The 25,439-nt window shown below is 60.8% G+C and carries 27 protein-coding genes; 25 read left to right on the forward strand and 2 right to left on the reverse strand.

From position 1 onward, the window contains the following. The first annotated feature begins 13 nt into the window (after positions 1-13). The 17 genes from IVA96_RS04220 to IVA96_RS04300 all read left to right on the forward strand — a co-directional run bounded on the left by IVA96_RS04220 (position 14) and on the right by IVA96_RS04300 (position 13,137). Complete coding sequence (locus tag IVA96_RS04220) at positions 14-1,804, forward strand: nickel-dependent hydrogenase large subunit (protein WP_247415482.1); 1,791 nt, start codon at positions 14-16, stop codon at positions 1,802-1,804. Between the two features lie 16 nt (positions 1,805-1,820). Next, the gene (gene cybH, locus IVA96_RS04225; RefSeq protein ID WP_247415484.1) at positions 1,821-2,564 is read left to right on the forward strand and encodes a Ni/Fe-hydrogenase, b-type cytochrome subunit; all 744 of its coding nucleotides are present in this window, start codon (positions 1,821-1,823) and stop codon (positions 2,562-2,564) included. An 18-nt stretch (positions 2,565-2,582) separates the two neighbouring features. Beyond that, the gene (locus IVA96_RS04230) at positions 2,583-3,167 is read left to right on the forward strand and encodes a HyaD/HybD family hydrogenase maturation endopeptidase (protein WP_247335157.1); all 585 of its coding nucleotides are present in this window, start codon (positions 2,583-2,585) and stop codon (positions 3,165-3,167) included. Between the two features lie 25 nt (positions 3,168-3,192). After that, positions 3,193-3,489 carry a HypC/HybG/HupF family hydrogenase formation chaperone gene (locus IVA96_RS04235; protein WP_247300994.1) on the forward strand — a complete coding sequence of 99 codons (297 nt, stop codon included), beginning with the start codon at positions 3,193-3,195 and terminating at the stop codon, positions 3,487-3,489. A gap of 236 nt (positions 3,490-3,725) precedes the next feature. Then, on the forward strand, positions 3,726-4,169 hold the full coding sequence (locus tag IVA96_RS04240; protein ID WP_247415486.1) for a hydrogenase accessory protein: 444 nt from the start codon (positions 3,726-3,728) through the stop codon (positions 4,167-4,169). After that, positions 4,166-5,023, forward strand: a complete 858-nt coding sequence (locus IVA96_RS04245; RefSeq protein WP_247415488.1) for a hydrogenase expression/formation protein — start codon at positions 4,166-4,168, stop codon at positions 5,021-5,023. Before IVA96_RS04240 ends, IVA96_RS04245 begins: the two co-directional genes overlap by 4 nt. Continuing rightward, positions 5,020-5,220, forward strand: coding sequence for a rubredoxin (locus IVA96_RS04250; protein ID WP_247335150.1), 201 nt, complete (start codon positions 5,020-5,022; stop codon positions 5,218-5,220). The genes IVA96_RS04245 and IVA96_RS04250 overlap by 4 nt, the downstream gene beginning before the upstream one ends. Further along, positions 5,217-5,732: a [NiFe]-hydrogenase assembly chaperone HybE gene (hybE, locus tag IVA96_RS04255; protein ID WP_247415490.1), complete on the forward strand. Its 516-nt coding sequence runs from the start codon at positions 5,217-5,219 to the stop codon at positions 5,730-5,732. The genes IVA96_RS04250 and hybE overlap by 4 nt, the downstream gene beginning before the upstream one ends. Beyond that, positions 5,729-6,823 carry a nickel-dependent hydrogenase large subunit gene (locus IVA96_RS04260; protein WP_247335145.1) on the forward strand — a complete coding sequence of 365 codons (1,095 nt, stop codon included), beginning with the start codon at positions 5,729-5,731 and terminating at the stop codon, positions 6,821-6,823. Before hybE ends, IVA96_RS04260 begins: the two co-directional genes overlap by 4 nt. Continuing rightward, positions 6,816-7,157 (forward strand): hydrogenase maturation nickel metallochaperone HypA, encoded by a 342-nt coding sequence (gene hypA / locus IVA96_RS04265; protein WP_247277971.1) that lies wholly within the window; start codon positions 6,816-6,818, stop codon positions 7,155-7,157. Before IVA96_RS04260 ends, hypA begins: the two co-directional genes overlap by 8 nt. Then, positions 7,157-8,041 carry a hydrogenase nickel incorporation protein HypB gene (hypB, locus tag IVA96_RS04270; RefSeq protein WP_247277970.1) on the forward strand — a complete coding sequence of 295 codons (885 nt, stop codon included), beginning with the start codon at positions 7,157-7,159 and terminating at the stop codon, positions 8,039-8,041. Before hypA ends, hypB begins: the two co-directional genes overlap by 1 nt. Beyond that, positions 8,038-10,287: a carbamoyltransferase HypF gene (gene hypF, locus IVA96_RS04275; protein WP_247415492.1), complete on the forward strand. Its 2,250-nt coding sequence runs from the start codon at positions 8,038-8,040 to the stop codon at positions 10,285-10,287. The genes hypB and hypF overlap by 4 nt, the downstream gene beginning before the upstream one ends. Beyond that, complete coding sequence (locus tag IVA96_RS04280; RefSeq protein WP_247301001.1) at positions 10,287-10,523, forward strand: HypC/HybG/HupF family hydrogenase formation chaperone; 237 nt, start codon at positions 10,287-10,289, stop codon at positions 10,521-10,523. The genes hypF and IVA96_RS04280 overlap by 1 nt, the downstream gene beginning before the upstream one ends. Next, entirely contained in the window at positions 10,520-11,662 is a 1,143-nt protein-coding gene (gene hypD / locus IVA96_RS04285) for a hydrogenase formation protein HypD (protein ID WP_247415495.1), read from the forward strand. Before IVA96_RS04280 ends, hypD begins: the two co-directional genes overlap by 4 nt. Then, positions 11,659-12,699 (forward strand): hydrogenase expression/formation protein HypE, encoded by a 1,041-nt coding sequence (gene hypE / locus IVA96_RS04290; protein WP_247301004.1) that lies wholly within the window; start codon positions 11,659-11,661, stop codon positions 12,697-12,699. Before hypD ends, hypE begins: the two co-directional genes overlap by 4 nt. An 8-nt stretch (positions 12,700-12,707) precedes the next feature. Further along, positions 12,708-12,875: a hypothetical protein gene (locus IVA96_RS04295; protein WP_247354108.1), complete on the forward strand. Its 168-nt coding sequence runs from the start codon at positions 12,708-12,710 to the stop codon at positions 12,873-12,875. Positions 12,876-12,921: 46 nt separating this feature from the next. After that, the gene (locus tag IVA96_RS04300) at positions 12,922-13,137 is read left to right on the forward strand and encodes a hypothetical protein (RefSeq protein WP_247354153.1); all 216 of its coding nucleotides are present in this window, start codon (positions 12,922-12,924) and stop codon (positions 13,135-13,137) included. 1,528 nt (positions 13,138-14,665) lie between these two features. Here IVA96_RS04300 and IVA96_RS04305 read toward each other — a convergent pair. Further along, positions 14,666-14,908 (reverse strand): hypothetical protein, encoded by a 243-nt coding sequence (locus IVA96_RS04305; protein ID WP_247354109.1) that lies wholly within the window; start codon positions 14,906-14,908, stop codon positions 14,666-14,668. 127 nt (positions 14,909-15,035) lie between these two features. Between IVA96_RS04305 and IVA96_RS04310 the strand changes: the two genes are divergently transcribed. From IVA96_RS04310 to IVA96_RS04345, 8 genes are all read left to right on the forward strand, one after another. Beyond that, positions 15,036-16,421 (forward strand): sugar ABC transporter substrate-binding protein, encoded by a 1,386-nt coding sequence (locus IVA96_RS04310; protein WP_247277963.1) that lies wholly within the window; start codon positions 15,036-15,038, stop codon positions 16,419-16,421. 81 nt (positions 16,422-16,502) lie between these two features. Beyond that, complete coding sequence (locus tag IVA96_RS04315; RefSeq protein ID WP_247277962.1) at positions 16,503-17,444, forward strand: sugar ABC transporter permease; 942 nt, start codon at positions 16,503-16,505, stop codon at positions 17,442-17,444. Continuing rightward, a complete protein-coding gene (locus IVA96_RS04320; protein WP_247415497.1) occupies positions 17,414-18,316 on the forward strand; it encodes a carbohydrate ABC transporter permease in 903 nt (300 codons plus the stop codon). The genes IVA96_RS04315 and IVA96_RS04320 overlap by 31 nt, the downstream gene beginning before the upstream one ends. Beyond that, the gene (locus IVA96_RS04325; protein ID WP_247415499.1) at positions 18,313-19,254 is read left to right on the forward strand and encodes a ribokinase; all 942 of its coding nucleotides are present in this window, start codon (positions 18,313-18,315) and stop codon (positions 19,252-19,254) included. Before IVA96_RS04320 ends, IVA96_RS04325 begins: the two co-directional genes overlap by 4 nt. Then, positions 19,251-20,021, forward strand: a complete 771-nt coding sequence (locus IVA96_RS04330; RefSeq protein ID WP_247415501.1) for an SDR family oxidoreductase — start codon at positions 19,251-19,253, stop codon at positions 20,019-20,021. Before IVA96_RS04325 ends, IVA96_RS04330 begins: the two co-directional genes overlap by 4 nt. After that, complete coding sequence (locus IVA96_RS04335) at positions 20,014-20,841, forward strand: HAD-IIA family hydrolase (protein WP_247277958.1); 828 nt, start codon at positions 20,014-20,016, stop codon at positions 20,839-20,841. The genes IVA96_RS04330 and IVA96_RS04335 overlap by 8 nt, the downstream gene beginning before the upstream one ends. Continuing rightward, positions 20,838-21,953, forward strand: coding sequence for a sn-glycerol-3-phosphate ABC transporter ATP-binding protein UgpC (gene ugpC / locus IVA96_RS04340; RefSeq protein WP_247415503.1), 1,116 nt, complete (start codon positions 20,838-20,840; stop codon positions 21,951-21,953). The genes IVA96_RS04335 and ugpC overlap by 4 nt, the downstream gene beginning before the upstream one ends. A 34-nt stretch (positions 21,954-21,987) precedes the next feature. Then, complete coding sequence (locus IVA96_RS04345; protein ID WP_256465460.1) at positions 21,988-23,763, forward strand: phosphoenolpyruvate hydrolase family protein; 1,776 nt, start codon at positions 21,988-21,990, stop codon at positions 23,761-23,763. Between the two features lie 28 nt (positions 23,764-23,791). On the opposite strand, the gene IVA96_RS04350 is transcribed toward IVA96_RS04345, so the two are convergent. Continuing rightward, positions 23,792-24,406 carry a hypothetical protein gene (locus tag IVA96_RS04350; RefSeq protein ID WP_247277955.1) on the reverse strand — a complete coding sequence of 205 codons (615 nt, stop codon included), beginning with the start codon at positions 24,404-24,406 and terminating at the stop codon, positions 23,792-23,794. Positions 24,407-25,439: the final 1,033 nt, after the last annotated feature.

Consider the following 25,439-nt stretch of genomic DNA (forward strand, 5'->3'; position numbering starts at 1 on the left):
GAGTAACAAAATCATGGGTATCCAGACTCCCAACGGCTTCAATCGCGACAATTCCGGCAAGCGCATCGTCGTCGATCCGGTGACCCGAATCGAAGGTCACATGCGCGTCGAGGTCAATGTCGACGCCGATAACGTCATCCGAAACGCAGTCTCCAGCGGCACGATGTGGCGTGGGATCGAGGTGATCCTGAAGGATCGCGATCCCCGCGACGCCTGGGCGTTCACGGAACGGATCTGCGGCGTCTGCACCGGCACGCACGCGCTGACGTCGGTGCGCGCGGTCGAGAACGCGCTCGGGATCACCATTCCGGAGAACGCCAATTCGATCCGCAATCTGATGCAGCTTGCCTTGCAGGTGCACGACCACGTCGTTCACTTCTATCACCTGCACGCGCTGGATTGGGTCGATTTGGTCTCCGCGCTTTCGGCCGACCCGCGGGCAACCTCGACGCTCGCGCAGTCGATCTCGAGCTGGCCGCTGTCGTCGCCAGGTTACTTCAAGGACCTGCAAACCCGTCTCAAGAAGTTCTTCGAGTCGGGGCAGTTGGGGCCCTTCAAGAACGGCTATTGGGGCAGCAAGGCCTACAAGCTGCCGCCTGAGGCCAATCTGATGGCGGTCGCGCACTATCTGGAGGCGCTCGATTTCCAGAAGGAGATCGTCAAGATCCAAACCATCTTCGGCGGCAAGAATCCGCATCCGAACTGGCTCGTGGGCGGCGTGCCCTCTCCGATCAACGTCGACGGCACGGGCGCGGTCGGTGCCATCAACATCGAGCGCCTGAACCTGATCTCGTCGATCATCGATCGCCTGATCGAGTTCAACGAGCAGGTCTACCTGCCCGACGTGGCGGCGATCGGTTCGTTCTACAAGGACTGGCTCTACGGCGGCGGTCTTTCCGGCAAGAGCGTACTCTCTTATGGCGACGTGCCGGAACACGCCAACGACTACTCCTCCAAGAGCCTGAAGCTGCCGCGGGGCGCCATCATAAAAGGCAATCTCTCGGAGGTGCTTCCCGTCGATCATGCCAACCCCGATGAGATCCAGGAGTTCGTGGTTCACTCCTGGTACAAATATCCCGACGAAACCAAGGGACTGCATCCCTGGGACGGCGTAACCGAGCCGAACTACGTGCTGGGGCCCAATGCGAAAGGCACCAAGACCGCGATCGAGCAGCTCGATGAGGGCGGAAAATATTCATGGATCAAGGCGCCGCGCTGGCGGGGTCACGCCATGGAGGTCGGCCCGCTGGCGCGTTGGGTGGTGGGCTATGCGCAGAACAAGGCCGAGTTCAAGGATCCTGTCGACAAGTTCCTGAAGGATATGGACCTTCCGCTATCGGCGCTGTTCTCGACGCTCGGTCGGACGGCGGCGCGCGCGCTGGAGTCGGTCTGGGCCGGACGACAAATGCGTTACTTCCAGGACAAGCTCGTCGCCAACATCAAGGCCGGCGACAGCTCGACCGCGAACGTCGACAAGTGGAAGCCGGAGAGCTGGCCGAAGGAGGCCAAGGGTTTTGGCTTCACCGAGGCGCCGCGCGGCGCACTCGCGCACTGGATCAAGATCAAGGAAACCAAGATCGACAATTACCAGTGCGTGGTGCCGACCACCTGGAACGGCTCACCGCGCGATCCGCAAGGGAACATCGGTGCATTCGAGGCCTCGCTGATGAACACCCCGATGGTCAATCCCGAGCAGCCTTTGGAGATCCTGCGCACGATCCATTCCTTCGATCCGTGCCTGGCCTGCTCCACGCATGTCATGAGTCCGGACGGCCAGGAAATGGCCAGCGTCAAGGTCAGGTGAAGCAGGGGGAAACGCCATGATGGATGTAGCTGCACGTCCGGCGGAAGCCGAGCCGGACCTCTCCGCGATAGCGGCCGATGCGGCCGGCGAACATGGGGTCTGCCGTCCCGCCGTCTATGTCTACGAAGCGCCGGTGCGGATCTGCCATTGGGTGAACGCGTTCTCGATCATCGTGCTGATGGTGACCGGTTATCTGATCGGAACGCCATTGCCGTCGGTCGAGGGGGAGGCCTCGGCGAACTTCGTGATGGGCTATATCCGCTTTGCCCATTTCGCGGCGGGGCAGGTGCTGGCGGTGTTCTTCCTTGCCCGCATTCTGTGGGCCTTCGTCGGAAATCACTATTCCCGGCAGATTTTCTATCTGCCGGTGCATCGCAAGCACTTCTGGAAGGAACTGCTGCATGAAATCCGCTGGTATGCGTTCCTGGAGCGCGAGCCGAAGATGTATGTCGGCCACAACCCGCTGGCGCGGACCGCGATGTTCACGGGCTTCACGCTGTTCGTGGCGTTCATGATCGTTACCGGCTTTGCGCTCTATTCGGAAGGTGCGGGTATCGACAGTTGGCAGCACAAGCTGTTCGGCTGGGTGTTCGCGATTTGGCCGAACAGCCAGGACGTTCACACCTGGCATCATCTCGGCATGTGGGCGCTGGTCGTGTTCGTGATGGTGCACATCTACGCCGCGGTCCGTGAGGACATCATGTCGCGCCAGAGCATCGTCTCCTCGATGATCTCCGGCGAGCGGCAATTCCGCGACTGAGAAACTGGAATGATACCGATGCCGACATCTTCGCAAGCAAACCGCATCCTGGTGCTCGGCATCGGCAACATACTGTGGGCCGACGAAGGCTTTGGCGTGCGCGCGGTGGAGAAATTCCACCGCCGCTACGCCGTGCCCGACAACGTCACCATTCTCGACGGCGGCACGCAAGGGCTCTACCTCGTGAACTACCTGGAGGATGCGGATCGTTTGATCGTGTTCGACGCGATCGACTATGGGCTCGAGCCCGGGCAGTTGAAGCTCGTTCGCGACGACGAGGTGCCGCGTTTCACCGGCGCCAAGAAGATGAGCTTGCACCAGACCGGCTTCCAGGAGGTCATCAGCGCGGCCGACCTGCTTGGCCGTTGTCCGCGACATCTCGTATTGATCGGCTGCCAGCCCCTCGACCTCGAGGATTGGGGTGGCCCGCTGACACAGCCGGTGCGCGATCAGATCGCGCCGGCGCTCGAGCTTGGTTGCGAGATCCTGGCCGAATGGGGCGTCGAGGTGATGCCGCGCACCGCGCCGTTGGCAGAATCGGAGCGGCTGCTCGCCAACGACATCGATCATCAGCATTACGAGATGAGGGGGCGGCCGGCCTGACCGGCTGCACCATCGGAGATCCGCCATGTGCCTCGGCTTGCCGATGACGATCGTTGAGACTGACGGGATATCGGCGCTGTGCGAGTTCCGAGGCGAGCAGCGGCGCGTTTCGATGCTGCTGCTCTCGGACCCGCCGGCCGGTGCCAGGGTGCTGGTCTTTATCGACACCGCGGTTCGGCTTCTGCATGAGGCCGAGGCGCGCCTGATCGGCGCCGCGATCGACGGTCTGTGCGCGGCGATCAATGGCGAGGATTGCGATCGCTTCTTCGCCGACCTCATTGACCGCGAGCCGCAACTGCCCGAGCATCTCCGGCTTGATTAGGGCGGCAGCCCGCTCCGCGAGAGCCCGCGTCCTCGCTGGAAGATAAATTTCTATCTGCTAGGTTCATTCATCCGATATGGAAATTAGCTTTCCGTCCTGGGATTGATGCATCTTCTGTCGTGGAAATATATGATTCAAATCAACTAGATAAATCAGGAAAGGTGATAACCGTCCTTGGCACGTACCTTGCTGATCCCTATTCCCAGCAGAATTGTAAGCTTGTCAGGGGAGGTCTGATGAAATTGCAGCAGGGAAGGCAGGAACTGGCGCGGCGTGGCTTGCCGGAGGTGGATGCTGCGACGGTCGATCGTTTTCTGAATACGACCGACGAGGCCCGCGCCATCGCCGTGTTGCTGTCGGCAGGAGACCCCGCGCGTTTTCCGGAGGCGACCGACGTCGCGGTCGTGCTGCCGGAGCTGATCGAGGCATTCAAGGATCGGTTGCGTGCCGCGATGATCGCCCGCGGTGCCGAGAGCGAACTCGGCCAGCGTTTTGGCGTACGCGTGCAGCCGACGCTGATCTTCGTCGCCAAGGGCGAGACACTCGGGCTGATCGCGAAGATCCAGGACTGGTCGACCTATGTCGACCGCATCACCAAGCTGATCGACTGTCCGCGCGGCACGCGCGCCGTTGTCATGACAACCGTCGTTCCCCAACACCGCCAAGGTGTCGAACTGTGAAAGCGGGTTTCTGGACTGCGCCCGAGGGCGCGGAGCAGCCGATCAACGTGTTTCCGATCGGCGATGAGAACCTGAACGCGACGAGCGGCAGTCTGACCGCGGCGGGTGCCTTGGCCAAGCTTGCCAAGCTCGACAGCGCGGAACTCGCCAGGATCTGCCCGAAGGTCATCGAGCTGTTGTCGAAGGTGGCCGCAGCGATCGGGAGCCAGAAGGCCGACATGCCGACGCAACTGTTCCGGCTTGGCAATCTCAACGATCTCGAGCGCAAGCTGATTGCCGACGTGATGGGCGAGGGCGAAGTGGCCGCCGTCGTTGCGCTGCCCGATGGATCATTGGCGCAGATCCAGGAATCTGTGCTGGCCGGGATCTGGCGCGTGCGGCTCGACGCCAATCACGAATATCTCGAGGTCGGGCCGATCCCGGAGATCGTGAAGCGCGCGGCTGCCGATCTCACGGCTGCGGATTTCGAGATCGGGCAGGCCCCCGAAGGTGCCATGAACGTGCTGCCGGTGCTTGCGGAAATCCGCGAGCGGGCGCTCGCATGGTGGCCGGGCATCCGCTCGCAGATCATCAATTTCACGCTGCTGCCGATGAGCCTGGTCGACATGAGCTTTCTCCAGGACACGATCAAGAACGGGCCGATCCAACTGGTTTCTCGCGGCTATGGTAGCTGCCGGGTGCTCTCCACGGGCATTCGCAATGTCTGGTCGGTGCAGTTCTTCAACGCCATGGACGCCATCATCCTCGATACGCTGGAGGTCGGCGGCGTGCCGACGGTGGCGATTGCGGCTGACGAGGATTTCGAGGACTCGGCTGAGCGGCTTCAGGAGATCATCGAGGCCTATTTCAAATGAGCGGGTTCGAGAAGCGCCAGGACGTCGCCGATGTCACGCGGCTGGAATGCGGCATCTGCTGGACGGTCTATGACCCCACTGATGGCGACGGGGTGGCACAGATCGAGCCCCGCACTCCGTTCGCGGCGTTGCCGGAAGACTGGCGCTGCCCGAACTGCGACTCTCCAAAATCCAAGTTCATGGCGATCGAGTCATGACGGCTGATGCGCAAATTCCTGCCAGCGTTGCCGACGCCGACGCGTGGGGCGAGCTCTTGGCAGGAAGCTATCGGGAGATCGGCGAGCGCGCGATGCGCGATCTGCCGATCTACAACGACGCGCTCGGCGTCGAAGCGGTCGGTTTCCGCTGGTTCAACGGCACGATCATCGGCATCATGGTCACGCCCTGGTTCATGAACGTGGTGATGCCGGCGAGCGCGATCCCGCGGGATACGTCGGGCCCGAGCCTGCGAATGCGCTTCCCTGCGGGCGATATCGAATTCACTCTCAGCGAGGTCGGACAAATGGGCCTGATCGCGAGCTGCTCGCTGTTCTCGCCGATGTTCCAGTTCGCGGACATGGTCGCCGCGCGGGCGACGGCCGAAGCGACCCTCGCCGAGCTGATGCTGCCGGCCGACAGCGAGGAGGCGGTCCGTCGTCGCGAGCCCGCAACAAGCCCGATCGATCGGCGTAACTTCCTGCGCGGTGTTCTGACGGAGCGGTGCGGATGAGTCTGGCCTTCCGCAACGAGATCGACATCACGGTGTGGCTCGCCGGCGGCACGATTGCCGACGTCGCGATCCGGCCGCGCAGCCGGCCGCCGTTGACGCGCTTGTTCGCGGGAAAGCCGGCCTCGTCACTGCCGTCGGTGCTGTCGCGTCTGTTCTCCCTGTGCTCGATGGCGCATCAGGTAGCTTTCCTGTCCGCGGTCGAGGCGGCGCGGGGCGAGCATGCCAGTCTCGAGATCGAGCACGGTCGCGTCGTCGCTGTCGTCGCCGAACGCCTGACCGAATTGTTGCGCGGCCTGTTCGTTGGCCGTCTCACGCTTGACGGCCCCGGCGCCGCAGCCGTTCGTGCCATGATGGAGGCCACGGCCGTTCTGGGTGGCAGCATCGCCGAGCGCGGGGAGGCGGTCTCGCGCCGCGAGGCGGTGGCGAAGATCAGGGCATCGCTCGCCGCGCTCGGGATCGCGAGCGAGGAGCAAACCCCCGGGGCCGGCAGCGCGCTGGCGGTACATCTTGCGAATTTCGATGGGCATGCCTTGCTGCCGCCGGTCGTCGAAGAGTCATTCCTGTCGGCAGCCGACGATCTCGAAATCGTCATGCGGCTGCTTGCCGATGGCGCGATATTTTCCGATGCGCCTGATCTCCATGGCCGGATTCCGGAGACCGGCGTCTGGGCACGGCGGGTTGGGCGTGAGCCGATCCTGCCGCCGGGCGCGGGGCCCGCCGAGCGTCTGAAGGCGCGGATCGCGGAAGTGGCGCGGCTCTGCGCCTTCCTAGAGGCGGACGATGGGACAGTCGAGGACGCCGTCCTCCAGAGCTACCGGCTGGGGACCGGCAGAGGCGCGGGTGCCGTCGAATGCGCGCGGGGCCGGCTGTATCATGCCGTCGAGCTCGACGATGAAGACCGCATCGTCCGCTTCGAATTCTTGGCCCCGACGGAGTGGAATTTCCATGCCCGCGGGCCGTTGGTTCGCAGCCTCCAGGGATCCGTTCTCGCCGGGGGCCGGCAGGGGCTGCATGCGGTCCGCACGCTCGTCAGCTCGTTCGATCCGTGCGTCGGCTTCAGCCTCAGCTTCCGCGAGATCGGCCATGCATGAGATAGCGCTGTGCGAAGGAATCATCGAGATTATCCAGGAGGAGTCGCGCAAGCGCGCCTTCGCTAGGGTGAACGTCGTGTGCCTGGAGATCGGTGCGCTCAGCCATGTTGCGCCTGAGGCGATGAAGTTCTGCTTCGAGGCCGTCGCCGCGCCCACCATTGCGCAAGGGGCAAGGCTCGAGATCGTCGAGACGCCGGGGGCGGCCTGGTGCATGGCCTGCTCCAAAGGCGTCGAGATCAAGCAGCGCTATGAGCCATGTCCGTCCTGCGGCAGCTATCAATTGCAGGCGACCGGCGGCGAAGAGATGCGCGTGAGGGAGCTGGAGGTCGATTGATGTGCACGGTATGCGGTTGCAGTGATGCCAAAGCGTCCATCGAACACACCCATGATCATTCCCATGAGCACGATCATTCGCATCATCATGGGCACAGCCACGACCATCACCATCATCATGATCACGCGCCCGGTGATAGCGGGCTGGTCGATTGCAGCGCCAATCCGGCAGGCCAGCAGATCGCCGGCATGAGCAGCGACCGCATCATCCAGGTCGATCGCGACATTCTCTGCAAGAACAATCGGCTTGCCGCCGACAACCGCGCGCGCTTCCGAACCGACGACGTGCTCGTCTTCAACCTGGTCTCGAGCCCCGGCGCCGGAAAAACCTCGCTTCTGGTTCGTGCCGTGTCCGAGCTGAAGGACAGCTTTCCGATTGGCGTGATCGAAGGCGATCAACAGACCTCCAACGATGCCGAACGGATCCGCTCGACCGGCGTGCCGGCGATCCAAATCAATACCGGCAAGGGCTGCCATCTCGATGCCGCCATGGTCGGCGAAGCCTATAACCGCTTGCCCTGGCTTAACGGCGGCATCCTCTTCATCGAGAACGTCGGTAATCTCGTCTGTCCCGCGGCGTTCGATCTCGGCGAGGCCTGCAAGATCGTGGTGTTCTCGACCACGGAAGGCGAGGACAAGCCGCTGAAATATCCGGACATGTTCGCAGCCTCCTCTCTGATGCTGATCAACAAGATCGATCTTGCGCCCGTACTCGACTTCGATCTTGCAAGGACGATCGAATATGCGCGCCGGGTCAGTCCGAAGATTGAGGTTTCGACGGTGTCGGCGCGCTCCGGTGAGGGTTTTGCGGCATTCTATGCCTGGATTCGCAAGCGGATTGCACAGATGAAGCCGACCGAGATGGCCGTGTCGGGATCAGCATGAGCGGCGAGGCCATGGCGCGAGACCGAACACGGCTGCGCCTGCAGGTGCGCGGCGCAGTGCAGGGCGTGGGCTTTCGTCCCTACATCTACGGCCTCGCCGCGCGCTATCGGCTCGGCGGCTTCGTTGCCAATGATCCCGGTGGCGTGGTGATCGAGGTCGAGGGCGACCGCGCCGCCGATTTTGTCGATGCGCTGCCGCTGGAAAAACCGCCACTGGCTCGGATAGACGAGATTTCCGTGCAACCGGTCGGCATCACCGAAAGCGACGAGTTCCACATCCGCGTCAGTGAGCAGGGCAAGGTCTCGACCCGGATCGCCGCCGATGCCGCGACCTGTCCGCAGTGTCTGAGCGAGCTGTTTGATCCGGCGAGCCGCTTCCATCTCTATCCTTTCGTCAATTGCACCCATTGCGGCCCGCGCTACACCATCGCCGAGCGGCTGCCCTATGACCGCCGTACCACCGCGATGAGACGCTTCGCGATGTGCACGGCCTGCGCAGCAGACTATGCCGATCCGGCGAGCCGTCGCTTCCACGCCGAAGCAATTGCCTGCCCGCGCTGTGGGCCAAGGATCAGTCATGATACCAAGCAGATCGCCACTGCGATCGCTGATGGAAGGATCGTCGCGATCAAGGGGCTCGGCGGATATCAATTGCTGTGCAATGCCCGTGAAGATGCGGCTGTGTGGCGTCTGCGGCGCCGGAAGCATCGCAATCAGAAGCCGTTCGCCGTGATGGTCGGTTCGACGGATGTGGTCGGCGAGATCGCTGAAATCGATGGGGTCGGGCTCGCGCTGCTGGAATCCTCGCCGCGGCCCATCGTGCTGATGAGATCCCGCGATATGCTCCCGCCCGCGATTGCGCCGGAGCTGTCGCGGATCGGCGTCATGCTGCCCGTCGCGCCGCTGCATCATCTTGTGCTGAAGGCGCTCAATTCGGCGCATCCGCGAGCGGACGGCGCAAGTTGGGCGATCGTGGCAACCAGCGCCAATCCTGGCGGCGAGCCGCTGGTGGTCGTCAATGACGAGGCCAAACGGCGGCTTGCCGGCATCGCCGACCTGATCGTCACGCATGACCGCGACATCGTCACCCGCGCGGACGACTCTGTCGTGTCGGTGGTCGCGGGCCGAGCGCAGTTCATCCGCCGCGCCCGCGGCTATATTCCCGAGCCGATTAGACTCGCGAAGTCCGTCCCGTCGGTGCTTGCGGTCGGCGGCGCGCTGAAGTCGACGGTCACCGTCATCCGCGGCAACGAAGCCTTCGTCTCCCAGCACATCGGCGATCTCGACACCGCGGAAGGCATTCGCTTTTTCGAGGAGACGGTGGATCACCTGCTCTCGACGCTGGACATCGAGCCGGTCGTCATCGCCCATGACCTGCATCCGAACATGGCCTCGACCCGTTTCGCCGAAGCCAGCGGGAGGCGGCTGATCGCGGTCCAGCATCACCATGCCCATGCGGCATCCGTGATGGCGGAACATGGCGTCGCAGGGCCAGCGTTGGCGCTGGTCCTCGACGGCTTCGGCTATGGCAGCGACGGTGGCAATTGGGGCGGCGAGTTGCTCTCGTGCGATGGTGCACGCTTCCGGCGGCTCGGACATCTGGCGCCGATGAAGATGCCCGGTGGCGATCGCGCGACGCGCGAGCCGTGGCGCATGGCCGCGAGCGTGCTGCACGCCTTGCGGCGCGGCGACGCGATTGCGAAGCGCTTTGCGATGCAGCCGCAGGCTGCGCGTCTCTGCGCTATGCTCGACCAGCCCGGCGTGGCGACGACGACCAGCGCCGGCCGGCTGTTTGACGCGGCGGCGGCGCTGCTTGGTCTCTGTCCGGTGCAGAGTTACGAGGGCGAAGCCGCAATGAAGCTGGAAGCGCGTGTCCGCACACCGAGCCTCGCGGAGGACGGCTGGACGATCGAGAATGGCGTGCTGTCTCTTTTCCCCTTGCTCGAGCGCCTTGCGGTCGATCCGGTCGATGGGGCCGACCTCTTCCATGGCACCTTCGCCGCCGCCTGCATCGACTGGATCGCGCGCGCGGCACTGGAGACCAGCGTAACGACCGTCATCCTGAGCGGTGGCTGCTTCCTCAACGCGATCCTCGCAAGCGAGATCGGGCGCGGCTGCGTCGCCGCCGGGCTCTCGCCGTTGCTGCCTCGCCAGGTGCCGTCCAATGACGGCGGCCTTAGCCTCGGGCAGGCCTGGGTCGCCGCGCTCCAACTCCTCGAACAGCAAGGCCCGGAAGGAAACGCCTGATGTGTCTCGCGATACCTGCTGAGGTCACAAAGCTCCTGCCCGACGACATGGCCGTCGTCTCGATCGATGGCGTCAGCAAGGAGATCTCGGTGGCGCTGATCGAAAACCTCGCCGTCGGCGACTACGTGATCATCCATGTGGGCTACGCCCTGACCAAGATCGATCCGGAGGAGGCGCAGCGGACGCTGGGGCTGTTGCGTGAAATCGGCGCCGAAAGCCGGGAGGCCGCGCAATGAAATATGCCGACGAGTTTCGCGACAAGGAGATCGCGCTGGGATTGGCGAAGGCGATTCGCTCGGAGGCCGATCCGGAAAAATCCTATCGTTTCATGGAATTTTGCGGCGGCCACACGCATGCAATCTCCCGCTACGGGCTGGAGGACATGCTGCCGAAGAACGTGCGGATGATCCACGGCCCCGGCTGCCCTGTCTGCGTCTTGCCAGCGGGACGCATCGACATGGCGATCCTGCTCGCCGAGCGGCCGGACGTGATCCTTTGCGTCTACGGCGACCTGATGCGGGTGCCGGGCTCGCAGGGTGCCTCGCTGCTGAAGGCGAAGGCGCGCGGCGGCGACGTCCGTATGGTTTATTCCACGATTGATGCAATCCGTGTTGCGGAAGAAATTCCCGGCCGCGCGGTCGTGTTCTTCGCCATCGGCTTCGAGACCACGACGCCGCCGACCGCCGTGATGATCCGGCTCGCTGAGAAGAAGCAGCTCAAGAACTTCAGCGTGTTCTGCAATCATGTGCTGACGCCGCCGGCGATGCAGAACATCCTGGAAAGCCCCGATATCCGCAATATCGGCCGCGTCGAGATCGACGGCTTCGTCGGGCCGGGCCATGTCTCGACCATCATCGGCACCGAGCCTTACGAGTTCTTTGCCGAAGAATTCAGCAAGCCGGTGGTGATCGCGGGCTTCGAGCCGCTCGACATGATGCAGGCGATCCTGATGCTGGTGCGGCAGGTCAACGAGCACCGGCATGAGGTGGAGAACCAGTATAGCCGCGCAGTGACCCGTGACGGCAATCTGCGCGCCAAGGAGGAGGTCTCCGACATCTTCGAGCTGCGCGACCAGTTCGAGTGGCGCGGTCTCGGCCTAGTGCCTTATAGCGGGCTCAAGCTGAAGCGGGCCCACGCCAAATACGACGCCGAGGTCCGCTTCGACATGAACGAGCTTCGCGTTGCCGACAGTCCGGCCTGTGAATGCGGCGCCATCCTGCGCGGCGTGAAGAAGCCGGTCGACTGCAAGCTGTTCGGCACGGTGTGCACGCCGGAGACGCCGATGGGGTCCTGCATGGTCTCGTCCGAGGGTGCATGTGCGGCACACTGGACTTACGGCCGCTTCCGCGATCATCAGCAACGGCGCGCGTCATGAAAGCCCATCAGCGCAAGCTCGACATAAGGAACGGCTGCGTCGACCTGTCCCACGGATCCGGTGGCCGCGCGATGTCGCAACTGATCTCGGGCCTGTTCCACGAGGCCTTCGGCAATGAATGGCTGGCGTGCGGCAACGACCAGTCTGCGTTCGATGTCGGCGCCGGGCGCATGGTGATGACGACCGACGGCTATGTGGTCTCGCCGCTGTTCTTTCCGGGCGGCAATATCGGCTCGCTCGCCGTGCATGGCACGGTCAACGACATCGCCATGGCCGGCGCGCGGCCCCTCTATCTCTCAGCGAGCTTTATCATCGAGGAAGGTTTTCGTTTCTCCGACCTGAAGATGATTGCGGATTCCATGGGCGAGGCTGCGCGAGCCGCGGGCGTCTACATCATCACCGGTGACACGAAGGTCGTCGAGCGCGGCAAGGCCGACGGCCTGTTCATCTCGACAGCCGGGGTCGGTGTCGTGCCTGCCGGGCTCGACCTCTCTGCTGGGAATGCCCGCGTCGGCGATCGTGTCCTGATCTCTGGAACGCTCGGGGACCATGGCGTCGCCATCATGTCCAAACGCCAGAACCTCGCTTTTGAGACCGAGATCGTCTCTGATTCCGCGTCGTTGCATGATTTCGTGGCGAGCATGCTGGCGGCCGGCGGCAAGGGCATCCGTTTGATGCGCGATCCCACCCGCGGTGGGCTCGCCGCGACGCTGAACGAGATCGCCCAGCAGTCCGGCCTCGGCTTCCGACTTCAGGAGGCGGCGATCCCGGTGAAGCCAGGTGTTGCTGCGGCCTGCGAACTGCTCGGGCTCGATCCGCTCTACGTCGCCAACGAAGGCAAGCTCGCAGCGATCGTGGCGCCCGAGGTTGCAGCAGCCGTGCTTGCGGCGATGCGGGTGCATCCGTTCGGCCGTGATGCCGCCGAGATCGGCGAGGCCGTGGCAGACGACCACCATTTCGTGCAGATGGCGACGAGCTTTGGCGGCGGAAGGATCGTCGACTGGCTGTCGGGCGAACAATTACCTCGGATCTGTTGAGGCTCAGGATGCGCATTCTGCTTTTGTCGCATTCCTTGAACAACCTGACGCAGCGGCTGCATGTCGAACTCTGCGAGCGTAACCATGAGATCTCGGTCGAGCTCGATATCCATCCCGACGTGACCCGCGAAGTGTTGCGCTGTATCCGCCCCACCTCGTTATCGCGCCGTTCTTGAAAAGGCCGATCCCGGACGATGTCTGGCTGGCGTGCGTTGCCTCATCGTGCACCCCGGCCCGCCAGGTGACCGCGGTCCTGCGGCTCTCGACCGGGCCATTCTCGAGGGCGTCGCGGAGTGGGGTGTCACGGTGCTGCAGGCGGATGGCGAGTTCGACGCCGGTCCGATCTGGGTCTTGTCGGCTCGAGCGATTGCGCTGGCTTTCTTCCCTAACCACGGACACGCTGCAGACCGCGTTCAAAGCGTCATTCCGCTGCGATGATTTCAAACAATAATCGCCGTTGGCAATCTCGCCCATCTTGCCTCTGTCTCATCGAATGCAGGCGGGGGCTCCCAAGGCGGGATTCGATCTGCTCCGCATGCTTTTCTGACGAAGGCAGGCGCTTCGGCTTCGCCAAAGCAGCCTTCAAGTTTACATCTCACCGACCTCATAGCCAGGGGATATCGGATCTCGCCAGTTAAAAAGACTGGCGCACCCTGCGCCAGGCGATGCAGCTATACGCGCCCTACTGGCTCGATCTGTTGATTTGCGCCGAGAATGCGGGTCAGAGCGCAGGATTTCACAGTTAAGACCCTGTTTGTTGCATCAATTAAGATTCAGGTATCGTTAGGTTCAGCAGTCACGGCGAAGCACTCAAATTGAATGTTCCGGTCGCCAAGGAGGGCGCACTCAGACTCTTGCGCCAATCGTGCGCCGAGAGGCTTGGCATTGTCGTCCCGTAGGTCAGTGCTGCGGTGAAGAAGATGCAGGAGGCACCCACGTAACGCCGACAGGAGGCGAGAATGCACGATAGCTCTTATCGTTCCCAGCACGGTTCAGTAAAGTTCTGCGCAATGTGCGGTCGAGGGTTTGGGCTCGTACGCTACTACAGCTGGCGAACGGCACTTTGCTCCAAGAAATGCGTCGACCGGTTCAGGGAGCGGCGGGAAGCCGACCATAAATGGCTTCGTCGGTTGCGGACGGCTTGAGACTGGCGAGATCAGTCCACAAATCGATGATATGCAGTCGGCCGTAGGTTCCCTCGCAATCCAGAAGATCGGCGGGATCATAAGCCGGGTCTCGGAAATCTCATGGCGATCCCGTCTGCAGTTGAGAGCAGGGGGTAGCCAGCCACGCAAAGGCATTTCCCGAAACGTGCAGCAGGAGCGTAAGGCGGCAATGGGATGCATTGCCGACGTCAAACGCGGCGCAACGGACGCCTGTTCGGCTTTAATCCAGCTGCTTGTCTTGGCACAGAGGCGGTCCAACGACAGCGGCGACTGAAGACCCGAGTCGAGAAGTTCCTGATGATGGTTCGCGTACCCTAAAGCTGCCTAGTAGGCGCTTCCACCGTCCTGAAGGAAGATCAACGGGCAGCACAATCCGAAATGAAGGAATCAAATGGATACAGCTGAGACTTCGTCCGAAGTTGCGGGCGCAAACATCATCACTGTTCCGTTCGAGGAGAGAAACCAGATCTCAGAGACCAGGAGACATTGTCAAACATTGCGACGGAGCATCGAGAGTTTGCGCGAATGTCTCAGGACCATTGAGAGCATGACTGGGAGCGTTGATGACCGGCGCGTGCGCGAGAACCTTCAATGCCAAATAAACTCGTTGAATGAACTGCTGCTGCTGAGGCTTAGTCAATTATCGACGATTGATCACGCGTTGCAGCAAACGCTTCGCTCTATCGGGTTGCGGAGCCCGTAGATCGAAACGGGTCCTCGCGTTCAATGCGAGGGCCTGTTTAGGGCCAGGACCTCCGCGAAGGCTGCTTGAGCGCAACTCGAGGAATTGATTTGCACGATCAACCCAACCCCTGACGAGCCTTGCGCTCAGTGCTCTTGAGCAGTTCAGTGGAAGTCATCATAGACGCTCGAGCCGAACCGGCATACGCTTGCGCGGCAAGCTGATCATTAGCCTGCCGTTTTGCATGCGCTGAATAAATGTGCAGCATCACTGCTTCCATGCCTCTAACTTCAATACCCGTCTGGCCCGGCGTCCAATCCGCGATTCTGTGCTGAATCATCCACTTTTTGACCTTACTCAATTTTACCCAACCTGAGTTCGAAAAGCCGGTTACGACGGAAGAATGACCGCTAGCGTTCCCGCCACTGCGGCCTTTCGGATGAGGAGGGCGCGTGGTTTACGGGCCAAAGAGCCCATCGGAGGGGATCATGCCAAGGAAGCTCGCCGCTGGTTGCGGCCATTCTGCCGATTTTGTCAGAAAAGCTCTTATATGCTGCACGCTTTTGGCCGGGTCGGCCATGACGTCTACCCACGCCAAGGCGGACGACATCAACTGGCGGCAGTTCGAAGGTGCATCGATCGTCTGGGCCTACGACATTCATCCGTACGCCGACGCGGTCGCAGCCCAGCTGCCTGAGTTCGAGAAGCTCACCGGCATCAAGGTGACGCCGGAGCTTTATCCGGACGACGCATATTGGAATAAGCTGACGATCCAACTCAGCACGAAGTCACCAAGCTGGGACGTCGTGGGCACGGGGATTCAGCCCGCTTGGGATCTCGCGCCGGGCCAGTTGCTTGAGCCGCTCGATCGATATCTGAACGATCCAAAACTCACCGCTGCAGGCTATGATTACAAGGACTTCTTCCCTGCGCTGCGGGATGCCCTGACCTGGAAAGTCAAGGAGGGCCAGATCGAGCCCGGAAGCGGGCAGGTTTGGGCGATCCCGCATGGTTTTGAGAACATCCAGCTGTTCTACCGTAAGGACATCCTCGACAAGTACGGCCTCAAGGTTCCGACGACCCCGCCAGAGATGTCCGCGGCGTGCGAAAAGCTGAAGGCTGCGGACGGCGCGATTACGCCGTTGGGCGTGCGCGGCGTCCGCTTTTGGAGCAGCATCCACACCGCCGCCATCTCGATTGCCAAATCCTACGGCGTACATGATTTCCTCATCAAGGATGGCAAGCTCGAGACAGGTCTGGAGTCGCCAGAGTCGATCGCGTTCCACAAAGACTATGTCGACATGATCAGGAAATGTGCGGCTCCGTCCTTTGCCAACGACAACTGGTACCAAGTGGTCGATGGTATCAACTCAGGACGAACCGCGATGGCGATCGATTCCAACATGTTCGGGTTCTGGAACGACGTGGCCGGCAAGCCAGCCTCGGGGAAGATCGCCTTCGCACCCTCCTTGCGTGCTCCGAACAGCAAGAACTTCGAATCCAACATCTGGATCTGGTCGCTTGCGATGAACGCTTCTTCCCAGAAGAAGGGTGCGGCCTGGCTGTTCATCCAATGGGCAACGTCAAAGCAGGTCGAGCTGAATGGTGCCGTTGCCGGCAAGCTCGTCAACCCTCCGCGGGCCTCCACCTGGGCGGACAAGGCTTGGCTCGAATATGCTGCCAAGCCTGAATTCAACAACTTCGTCGACACGTTCAAGAGCGTGCAGGAGAGGGCTGCATTGGCCTTTACGCCCCGAGTAGGCTTTGCCGAAGCAATGAATGCTTGGGCGGTTGCCATGCAGAAGATGGTCAATGGAGCCGATGTAAAGACAACCTTGGCTGACCTCGCATCAGAGATCCGTTCCTCTATGTGAAGCATAAGCAAGGGGCGGCAGTCGTAATTGCCGCCTCTTCACATGTTAAAGGTCAATGAGATGGACCTTCGAGGATCCGACGTGATCGCGACACTGCAGTCTTCGACCAGCCAACTTGCCCCATCAAAACATGAGGCGGCAAGGGGTCTTGAGGAGGCGCGTCTCGACTGGTGGAGCATTGCTGCGATCGCTCCTGCTATCATCATATTGCTCGGATTTCTTTTCCTGTTCTTCTATGGCGTGTTTCAATCGTTGACTGACCTCAAGTTTGGGCGGCCGCTGGTCCGCTTCATCGGCCTCGACAATTACGCAGCCCTGATCAAGACAGCCGATTTCTGGAACAGCGTCCGCGCGACCGTTGTTTACGCCGGATCGGCGGTATTTGTGCAAGCCGCGCTCGGTCTCGCACTTGCCAAGCTGTTCGCCACGGAAGTCTTCCTTGCGCGCCTGATGAGGCCCGTCATTCTCCTGCCTCTCGTCCTACCCCCAATGAGCGTCGCGCTCATGTGGACGACGATGATGGACCCGCAAAGCGGGATCATGAACTATCTGCTGTCCCTTGCCGGCATCAGCCGTTTTGCTTGGATTTCAGACCCTGCGACCGCAATGTTCTCGCTCGTCCTGATCGACGTTTGGACCTATACGCCGTTCTTCGCGTTGATCATTTTTGCCGGCCTGCAGGGTATAAATGATGAGATCAGGGAGGCGGCGCGCGTCAATGGCGCGAAGGGATGGGCAATCTTCCTGCACATCGAGCTGCCGCTTATCGCTCCCTACATTCTGATCGCCGCGGTGTTTCGGTTGATCGAATCCCTCAATCAATTCGACATCATCTTCGGCACAACGCAAGGAGGGCCCGGCAACAGTACCGCCGTGCTTTCAGTGCGCGCCTACATTACAGCGTTCCAGAATCTCGCCTTCGGGCGTGGGGCCGCAGTTATGGTGGTCAATTGGATGATCGTGCTGGTCGGGACGTTCGCCATGGTTAAGCTGTGGCGCTTCGTTCGGCAGCGCGTCAGCTGAAAAGGCAACCCATGCGCTTCAGACGTTCGACTGCCACCAATCTGGTCCTGAACCTGCTCGTCGGGCTGTGCGCATTGATCCTGGCCTTTCCACTTGTCTGGATCGTGATGATGTCGTTGAAGCAGCAGGCCGAGATCATGGCCTGGCCGCCGAGTTTCGTGTTCTCGCCGACATTGGACAACTTTCGTGTCTTGTTCGATGTGGCGAAGGCGGGGGCGACCAGCTACGGAACCATCAAAGTCGATTTCCTGACACCGATCACGAACAGTGTCGTGATAGCGCTCGGCTCCGTTCTCGTCTCCTTAGCTGTGGGAGTTCCTGCGGCGTACGTTCTGGCGAGGCGGGATATACCTTTCAAGGAAGATATCGCCTTCTTCATTCTTGGATTTCGCTTTGCCCCGGTGTTTCTGGTCGTCATCCCGCTCTTCAGCGTTTTCCAGACGGTCGGACTGTATGACACCTATCTCGGCATGATCTGGGTCTATCAGGTCGTCACACTGCCGATGATGGTTTGGCTGAGCCGCTCCTACATTGAAGACATCCCAAAGGATATCGAGGAGGCAGCCGCGATGGATGGCGCGAGACCTTTCCGCGTCATGTTGCATATCGTGCTGCCGCTCTTGAAGCCCGGCCTGATCGGTGCCTCGTTGCTCATCTTTCTGCTTGCCTGGCACAACTTCGCGCTCGGTCTCATCCTCAGCTCGACCAAGGCGCCGGTGACGGTGGCTCTTCTCAAGCTGCTCAACCCCGGCGTGCAGTTCTACCCTGTCATGGCCGCAGGGTTGGTCCTGACAATGATCATTCCCGTCATTTTGATCGTTATCGGCCAGCGTCACCTCGAACGTGGCCTCACCTTCGGTGCCGTAAAATGAGTGTCAGGCCATTGATGTTCTTTGGAACGACAAATATCGATCTCTGCTTCAGTGTCGAGCGACTGCCAACGCCGGGTGAAAGCCTGATGGGCACATTGACCCGCAACCCTGGAGGGAAGGCCGCCAATCAGGCCGTTGCCGCTGCCCGGCTCGGGCTCAAGCCACACTTCTACACGCGTCTTGGCGATGACGAAGCCGGGCACTCCCTGTTGCAGTCGCTGCGCGAGGCCGGTGTTCGCGCGGATGCCATCAAGATCTGTGCGGGCGAGATCTCTGGTTCGGCCATGGTTATGGTCGGTGACGACGGCTCCAATATGATTGTCATCGACCCTGGCGCCAATCTGAACGTGACGCCAGATATGATCGAGGGCGCGGCGCAATTCATAGAGCCCGATGCGATCGTGGTCGCCGAAATGGGCATGCCGATCGGAGCGGTCAATCGGCTCTTCGAAATGAAATGCGAGAAGGGATTTAAGCTCATCTTCAACCCGGCGCCGGTGCGGCCGGGGCTTTCATCGGCGGCCTGGCGAAGTGTTGATTTCGTGACGCCGAACCAGGCCGAAGCTTTTGAGCTGACGGGGATCGAGGTGTACGACTTCAACAGCGCCGCGCACGCAGCCATGAGGCTTGTTGATCTCGGGCCGAGTGCCGCGCTGATCACCCTGGGTGCACAAGGCGTATACTATGCCGATGCGGAAACGTCTTTTGCGCTTCGGGCCTTTCCCGTCAAGGTGATTGATACCACGGCCGCGGGAGATGCTTTCAACGGAGCGTTCGCCGCATCACTCGCCCAGCGGCTGCCGTTAAGGGAAGCAGTGAGGAAGGCGCTGGCCGTGGCCTCGCTTTGTGTGACACGGCGCGGCGCTCAAAGCTCCATGCCGAGCGCGGAGGCGGTTGACGAGTTTCTGAAGTCACAAACGATCTTGGAGTTGGAATGACTGAACAGTTCTCAGTTTTAGGTAGAACGGTGCTCGTGACCGGAGCCGGCGGCGGCATCGGGTCTGCCATTGTGAATGCATTTAGGGCAGGAGGGGCGAACGTCCTTGCCACTGACACCAACCTTGCAAACCTCAGAGACACTTTGGCAAGCTTGCGCTATGGCAACGGCGTCCTGCCCATGGCAATGGATGTCACTCGCGAGGAGGACGTCGCCTGGGTCCTCGATGAGATTGCCAAGAACTTTGGCCGGCTCGATGTGCTGGTCAACAATGCCGGCATCAAGTCTGCCCAGCCGCTCCTAAAAGGCAGTGCCGCGACGATCGAGCGCACCATCCAGATCAACTCGGTTGCTGTTCTGCGATGCTCGAAATTAGCGATCGAGCGCTTCATGCAAGCCAGGGGAGGCCGCATCGTCAACGTCGGTTCCTCACTGTCCTCACAGGGGGCAGTCTTCAACTACCAGGCCGGTGGCGCCGACTATTGCTTGTCGAAGGCAATCGTTCACGACGTTACCAAACTGCTTGCCTATGAATGCGCGCCCCTCAACATCAATGTGAACGCAATCGCGCCCGGAATCATCGATACGCCGATGCATGGACGTCCGCGTGAGGAGACCGAAGCTCGCCACAGCGGCCGGATTCCCTTGGGGCGGGTCGGGGTGCCGGAGGATATCGCAGGTCTTGCCGTCTTTCTGGCAAGTCCTGCAGCTTCCTATATGACCGGGCAGATCGTTCACGTGAATGGCGGGATGCTGATGAATGGCTAACACGGGCTTTCGCATCAACTGGCCGCCAATAGAAGGCATCATTTCGGATCTGGATGGCGTGGTCTATCGCGGGAGTGCTGCGATTGCCGATGCTATCCAGGTATTTGGACGATGGCAGGCGGCGGGACTGCCGTTCTGCTTCGTGACAAACAATTCAACGCACACGCCAGAGGACGTCGTCCGCAAACTGGAGGCGTTTGGCCTTGCCATCGCGCCGACAAACGTTGTTACGAGTGCTGTCACCGCCGCCGAACTCCTCCGCGCGAAATACCAGGACCTTGCGCGTGTATTTGTCATCGGCGCGCCATCCCTCGTGAAGGCTATCGCCGACATCGGGCTCGAGGTCACCGATCGGAAACCTGATGCCGTCGTCATGGGGCTGGACCGTCAGATCACGCATGAAAAGATGCGGATTGCGGTGGAAGCGATTTTGGACGGAGCGGTGTTCATCGGTACCAACCCCGATCTCCTCTTGCCGACCGCAGGAGGTTTCGAGCCCGGAGCTGGCGCGACGATCATGGCCGTGGCTGCTGCCACGAAAGTTGAGCCCCTGATCGTTGGTAAGCCCGAGCCGCACATGATTGAGACGGCACTTGCGCGCCTGGGCACCGCTCGCAGTGCCACATTGCTGATTGGCGACCAGATTCCGACGGATATTCAGGCCGGGAGCCGTGCAGGGTTGCTGACCGTGCTGGTGACCACCGGCGTTCCGCCCCGAGAGGATTCATCACTGATGCCGCCCGATTTCGTCGTATCCAGTCTGGCGGAGATCGAGGTGGCGCCGGCGCTGGTTGGAAGCTCGCGACAGAGGAGAGCGTGATGGCCGATGTTCGTTTGGAAGGCGTGAGTAAAGCGTTCGGGACCATCCAGATCCTGCGGAACATCGACCTGACCATCGATCATGGCGAATTCGCCGTCTTCGTTGGACCATCGGGCTCGGGCAAGTCGACGCTGCTACGAATGATCGGAGGGTTGGAGCGCATCAGCGGTGGTCGGCTCTTGATCGACAATGAGGTCGTCAACAATGTTGACGCGGCCGACCGTAACCTCGGCATGGTATTTCAGAGCTACGCTCTCTATCCGCACATGACGGTGCGAGAGAACCTCGCCTTTCCCCTAAGGACGGCCAAGGCTGCGAGGGCCGAGATTGATACCAAAGTCGTTGAGACGGCATCGCTGTTGCAGATCAATCATCTGTTAGATCGTAAACCTCGACAACTTTCAGGGGGACAGCGCCAGCGGGTGGCCATTGGGCGCGCGATTGTACGCGAACCCAAGGTGTTCCTGTTCGATGAGCCGCTGTCGAACCTTGACACGGAATTGCGGGTGCAGATGCGGGTCCAGATTGCCAAGCTGCACAGGCAGCTTGGAAACACCATGATCTATGTGACGCACGACCAGGTCGAGGCCATGACGATGGCCGACAAGATTGTCGTGCTCAAGGACGGCAATATTGAGCAAGTCGGAAGCCCGCATGATCTTTATCACAATCCTGCGTCCCGATTTGTGGCGGGATTCATTGGCTCGCCCAAGATGAATTTTCTCAACGGCCACATCGAGGCTGCACACGAGGCGGGCCTGGACGTCAAACTGGACGCGGGGACGACGGTCTCCGTGCCCGTCCAGCCGGATCAATTGCTCGTCGGCAAGCCGATCACGCTCGGAATTCGGCCTGATGATTTCTCTCCGTCTTCGGCGGTGAGGAAGGAGATCGCAATCGAACTCGACGTCGATTTTGTCGAGCATCTTGGCAGCGTCACATACATCTACGGCAACGCTGGAAATGAAACAGTGGTTGCAAAGGCGTCAAAGGCCGAGCCCCCCAGGGGGCTTGGCAAGGTTCGTCTTGCAGCCTCGCCTGTGGACTGCCATCTCTTCATGGCGAACGGAAAGGCGCTGCGACGGTTGCACGCGCCCGCAAATTGGGGCTAGTTATTGGACCTGCCGTGCAAAAAGCGGGGCCGGTATGCACACGCGGGCGGACCAGGTAAGGGGCGGCGGGATCAGGCAGTTCTTCCGGAACTCCCGTTCGTTTGTGCTGGGAGCGGGAATCGGATCGGGCATGACCGCAAGAGCGGCCGAACGCGCGGGCGCAGATTTCGTGCTCGCGCTTAATGCTGGTCGTTTTCGGGCGATGGGCGGATCGTCACCAGCCTCGATTCTTCCAATACGCAATTGCAATGAATTCGTGGCCGGCTTCGGCAGGACCGAGATCCTGCCTAGCACGAAATTGCCGGTGTTTTTTGGAGCCTGCACCTTCGATCCGCAGCTTGATATCGACCGGTGGCTTGAGCGCATCATCAGATGGGGCTTTTCGGGGGTCACCAACTTCCCATCTGTCATCCATATCGATGACTACAGGAGGTCACTGCTTGAGAAATGCGGCCTTGGCTACGAGCGGGAAATCGAGCTCTTGGTGAAGGCGGCAAAACGCGGCCTGATGACGATCGCCTATACGCGCACCCAATCCGAGGCAAGGCGCATGGTTGAAGCGGGCACTGAGGCCATCTGCATCAACTTCAATCTCAACCGGAGCATCGAAACCGGATCTGCCCCATCGATCAGCCTCGCGGAGCTTGCCGCGCGTGCCAGCGCCGTTGCGCGTGTGGCTCAATCGATTGACAGAAACGCTATCTGCCTGCTTGGCGGCGGGCCAATAACCAAGCCTGACGAACTCTTGGAGATCTGTCGCGAAACGGGTGTCCAGGGCTTTATCGGCGGCTCTTCGCTCGACCGTGTCCCACTGGAAATGTCAGTCCTCGAGGTGACGTCGGGGTTCAAGACCATTCACTTGTTGCGGGAGAAGGTCGATCTCCTGGAGCGTCAGCTTCAGTTAAGTGGGTTCAGACATGGGGTGATCGCACAGTCCTCAGTCATGAAGCGCACCCTGGAGACCGCAAGACGCCTTGGTGCTAGTCCCAACCCTGTGCTCGTTTGGGGCGAGACGGGATCAGGGAAGCGGAGAATAGCAAGCCTCGTTCATTCCTTTAGCGACCGGAAGCACGTGAACGCGGCGCTGTTTCATTGTCGTCGGGGCCTCGCGATCGATATGATCGGTGCGCTGTTCGGCGCCGAGGCCGATGAGAACAGGAGACGCCAACTGTCGCTCCTGGAAGGCGCAAGCGATTCTGCGCTCTTGCTGACGCATGTCGATCAGCTGTCGCGAGATGGGCAAGAACGTCTTGCCGACTATCTTGAGACAGGTACTTTCACGCCGCTGAACGGCGCATCCCTTGTAAGGTCAAACGCCCGGATCATCGCAACCGTAACGGTGGCTCGCGGAGCAAGCTTGGAAAGTGTTCTATGTCCCCGCCTTCTTGCCTTCTTTGCTGGGCTCGACATAGAACTACCCGCTTTGCCAAACCGGCTGGAGGACCTTCCGCAGCTCATTCAACATTTCACGGTGGAGGCGAAGGGAGTTTCGAACGCGCAAACGCTCGGGATAGAAAATTCTGCATTCCTGGCGCTCGCCGGCCATTATTGGCCTGGTAACTTGAGAGAATTACGCCAGATCGTCAACCAGCTGGTAATGCTGCCAGGTACCCACATTACAGCTGATGTCCTAAAGCCCCTTTTGAACGCGTCGTCACCCGCTAAGCCCATAAGTGCACTTTCCGAACGCGAGTGGATCATCGACGGTTTGAAACGCAACAGGCTTCACCGCGGAAAGACCGCCCGCTCGCTGGGGCTTTCAAGAAAAACCCTCTACAACAAGATCAAGAAGCTGCGGATATTGGAATAGGCTACTGCTCCTCACGTCCTTTCGGTCCTCACGTCTTTCGTCCCTGAGGCTTCGAACCGGTGCCCTCCAGGAGCGTGTACTTCGGCAACGACGATGCCTGGTCCTTAAAGCTTACCAGCTCCATCTCATCGCCAATTGCGTGGTTGAGAGCTTCTTCCGGCAAATGGATGATACCGAAAAGATGCGAGCCAAGTCGCCGCTCTGCCGCTGTGATCTGGGAATCATCACCGGCGGTGAACAATGTCTTGAATCCGAGGCTCGCAAACCATTCCATCCGTCGAAGTTCGAGCTCCTGTCCGGTATCAACCGGCCTGCCTGCCGTCGACCGGTCAATGAGGGACGCAGGTGGGAAGTTTATGACCCCCGTGATCCCGGCAGCTTTCAACAAATCGGCAAGATCCTCCCAGCACGAGAAGGGATCGATCATGACGAGCCCCGCATAGACATCAGCGGATGCTTCTTTGTGGAGACTGCGCAGGTCTCGCGAAAGGCAGTCGTTCCAGTCAATGACAGGCAAGGTTGCCATGACGAGTTTGGAGCCTTCTGGAAGGCTGCGCAAAGAGGGCGCATAGATTTCCATGCAGGCGCCCTTGGCTGTACCCGAAAGGTGCGAAACAAGCTTGCCGATCGCTGTCGCCTTCACCGTTTCTACTCAATCTTACCCGTTTGAACGTTTCACTGATCTTATAGGTGATTTCAGCCCGTCTACACTACTGTTGTTGGCCATTCGGGAAGGGTGAAGTCCTTTTCAACGAACACGTGTCAATGCCGAAATATTTGGCAGGCTAGTTCCGAAGAGAACCGAAGGCCGACGGGACAACGTGGCGCCGAACGTTAGCCGACTTCTTACCGAATGCGACGGGATCCGCTGGCAGACCGGTCGTCTGCTTTCTCCCTAGAACTTGAGCCGCTGTTGGAGAGATCCAGCAGCGGCATTTTTTAGCCGTTCGGCAGTGTCATCGGATCGGCGCGGTCACAATGTACCAGGATCTTTTCGCCTTCAAGGCCGCCAAGGACGTCGAAGCCATCGCAAGCCGCGCGGCAAATCATCCCGCCGGATCGCGACGTGATGCGGCAACTGAGCGGACTTGCGGACGAGTGGTTTCGTGTGATCCTCATGTTTGCGGCGTCATCCGCGTGTAGGCAGGTGAGCGTTACGTCGCGGTTCCCTTGCGTTGGCGGCATATCATGTCGAGCGCCGGGAAGTCCTCGCGCCGAAACTCGCGTTGCTACGTTCTGCATAAAGAAGACATCCCCAAGTCCCCGCCGGGGATCGCGGACCATCCCGCGGCGATGCGTGCTGCGGGGCCTTGCAAGGCTGGCGGCAGAGCGCGCGCTTTCCTCAGGAGGTCATGCCACGGTCGACAACGCGCGCGTTCGCGCCATGATCGACATCGCGAGTGGCGACGCGGTCGAGCCCGGCGTGAAGGAGCCGATCTGCCGGTGCTCCTAGATTTTCCCGCACCCAAGCTGCGCTCCTACCTGAGCGACTGTTATAGCGAAAAAAGCCCTCAACGCGCTAGGCCTCGCCAACAGCCCCTTGAAATACGTCTATGTCGTCTGGATCTTGATCCGCTTACATAAATTCGAGGAGGACTGCTGGCGCGCCAATCAAGGCGGCTTTCGAACGGCGCAAGTCCGAGTGCCTCGATGCGCCCCGATGTGCCGGACCCCGG

The sequence above is a fragment of the Bradyrhizobium sp. 159 genome, from assembly GCF_023073795.1.
GTDB lineage: Bacteria > Pseudomonadota > Alphaproteobacteria > Rhizobiales > Xanthobacteraceae > Bradyrhizobium.

Bases quoted from the DNA above. Each gene is read 5' to 3' on its own strand.
- IVA96_RS04220 (WP_247415482.1), top strand. From the start codon at position 14: ATGGGTATCCAGACTCCCAACGGCTTCAATCGCGACAATTCCGGCAAG.
- cybH (WP_247415484.1), top strand. From the start codon at position 1,821: ATGATGGATGTAGCTGCACGTCCGGCGGAAGCCGAGCCGGACCTCTCC.
- IVA96_RS04230 (WP_247335157.1), top strand. From the start codon at position 2,583: ATGCCGACATCTTCGCAAGCAAACCGCATCCTGGTGCTCGGCATCGGC.
- IVA96_RS04235 (WP_247300994.1), top strand. From the start codon at position 3,193: ATGTGCCTCGGCTTGCCGATGACGATCGTTGAGACTGACGGGATATCG.
- IVA96_RS04240 (WP_247415486.1), top strand. From the start codon at position 3,726: ATGAAATTGCAGCAGGGAAGGCAGGAACTGGCGCGGCGTGGCTTGCCG.
- IVA96_RS04250 (WP_247335150.1), top strand. From the start codon at position 5,020: ATGAGCGGGTTCGAGAAGCGCCAGGACGTCGCCGATGTCACGCGGCTG.
- hybE (WP_247415490.1), top strand. From the start codon at position 5,217: ATGACGGCTGATGCGCAAATTCCTGCCAGCGTTGCCGACGCCGACGCG.
- IVA96_RS04260 (WP_247335145.1), top strand. From the start codon at position 5,729: ATGAGTCTGGCCTTCCGCAACGAGATCGACATCACGGTGTGGCTCGCC.
- hypA (WP_247277971.1), top strand. From the start codon at position 6,816: ATGCATGAGATAGCGCTGTGCGAAGGAATCATCGAGATTATCCAGGAG.
- hypB (WP_247277970.1), top strand. From the start codon at position 7,157: ATGTGCACGGTATGCGGTTGCAGTGATGCCAAAGCGTCCATCGAACAC.
- hypF (WP_247415492.1), top strand. From the start codon at position 8,038: ATGAGCGGCGAGGCCATGGCGCGAGACCGAACACGGCTGCGCCTGCAG.
- IVA96_RS04280 (WP_247301001.1), top strand. From the start codon at position 10,287: ATGTGTCTCGCGATACCTGCTGAGGTCACAAAGCTCCTGCCCGACGAC.
- hypD (WP_247415495.1), top strand. From the start codon at position 10,520: ATGAAATATGCCGACGAGTTTCGCGACAAGGAGATCGCGCTGGGATTG.
- hypE (WP_247301004.1), top strand. From the start codon at position 11,659: ATGAAAGCCCATCAGCGCAAGCTCGACATAAGGAACGGCTGCGTCGAC.
- IVA96_RS04295 (WP_247354108.1), top strand. From the start codon at position 12,708: ATGCGCATTCTGCTTTTGTCGCATTCCTTGAACAACCTGACGCAGCGG.
- IVA96_RS04310 (WP_247277963.1), top strand. From the start codon at position 15,036: ATGCCAAGGAAGCTCGCCGCTGGTTGCGGCCATTCTGCCGATTTTGTC.
- IVA96_RS04325 (WP_247415499.1), top strand. From the start codon at position 18,313: ATGAGTGTCAGGCCATTGATGTTCTTTGGAACGACAAATATCGATCTC.
- IVA96_RS04330 (WP_247415501.1), top strand. From the start codon at position 19,251: ATGACTGAACAGTTCTCAGTTTTAGGTAGAACGGTGCTCGTGACCGGA.
- IVA96_RS04335 (WP_247277958.1), top strand. From the start codon at position 20,014: ATGGCTAACACGGGCTTTCGCATCAACTGGCCGCCAATAGAAGGCATC.
- IVA96_RS04345 (WP_256465460.1), top strand. From the start codon at position 21,988: ATGCACACGCGGGCGGACCAGGTAAGGGGCGGCGGGATCAGGCAGTTC.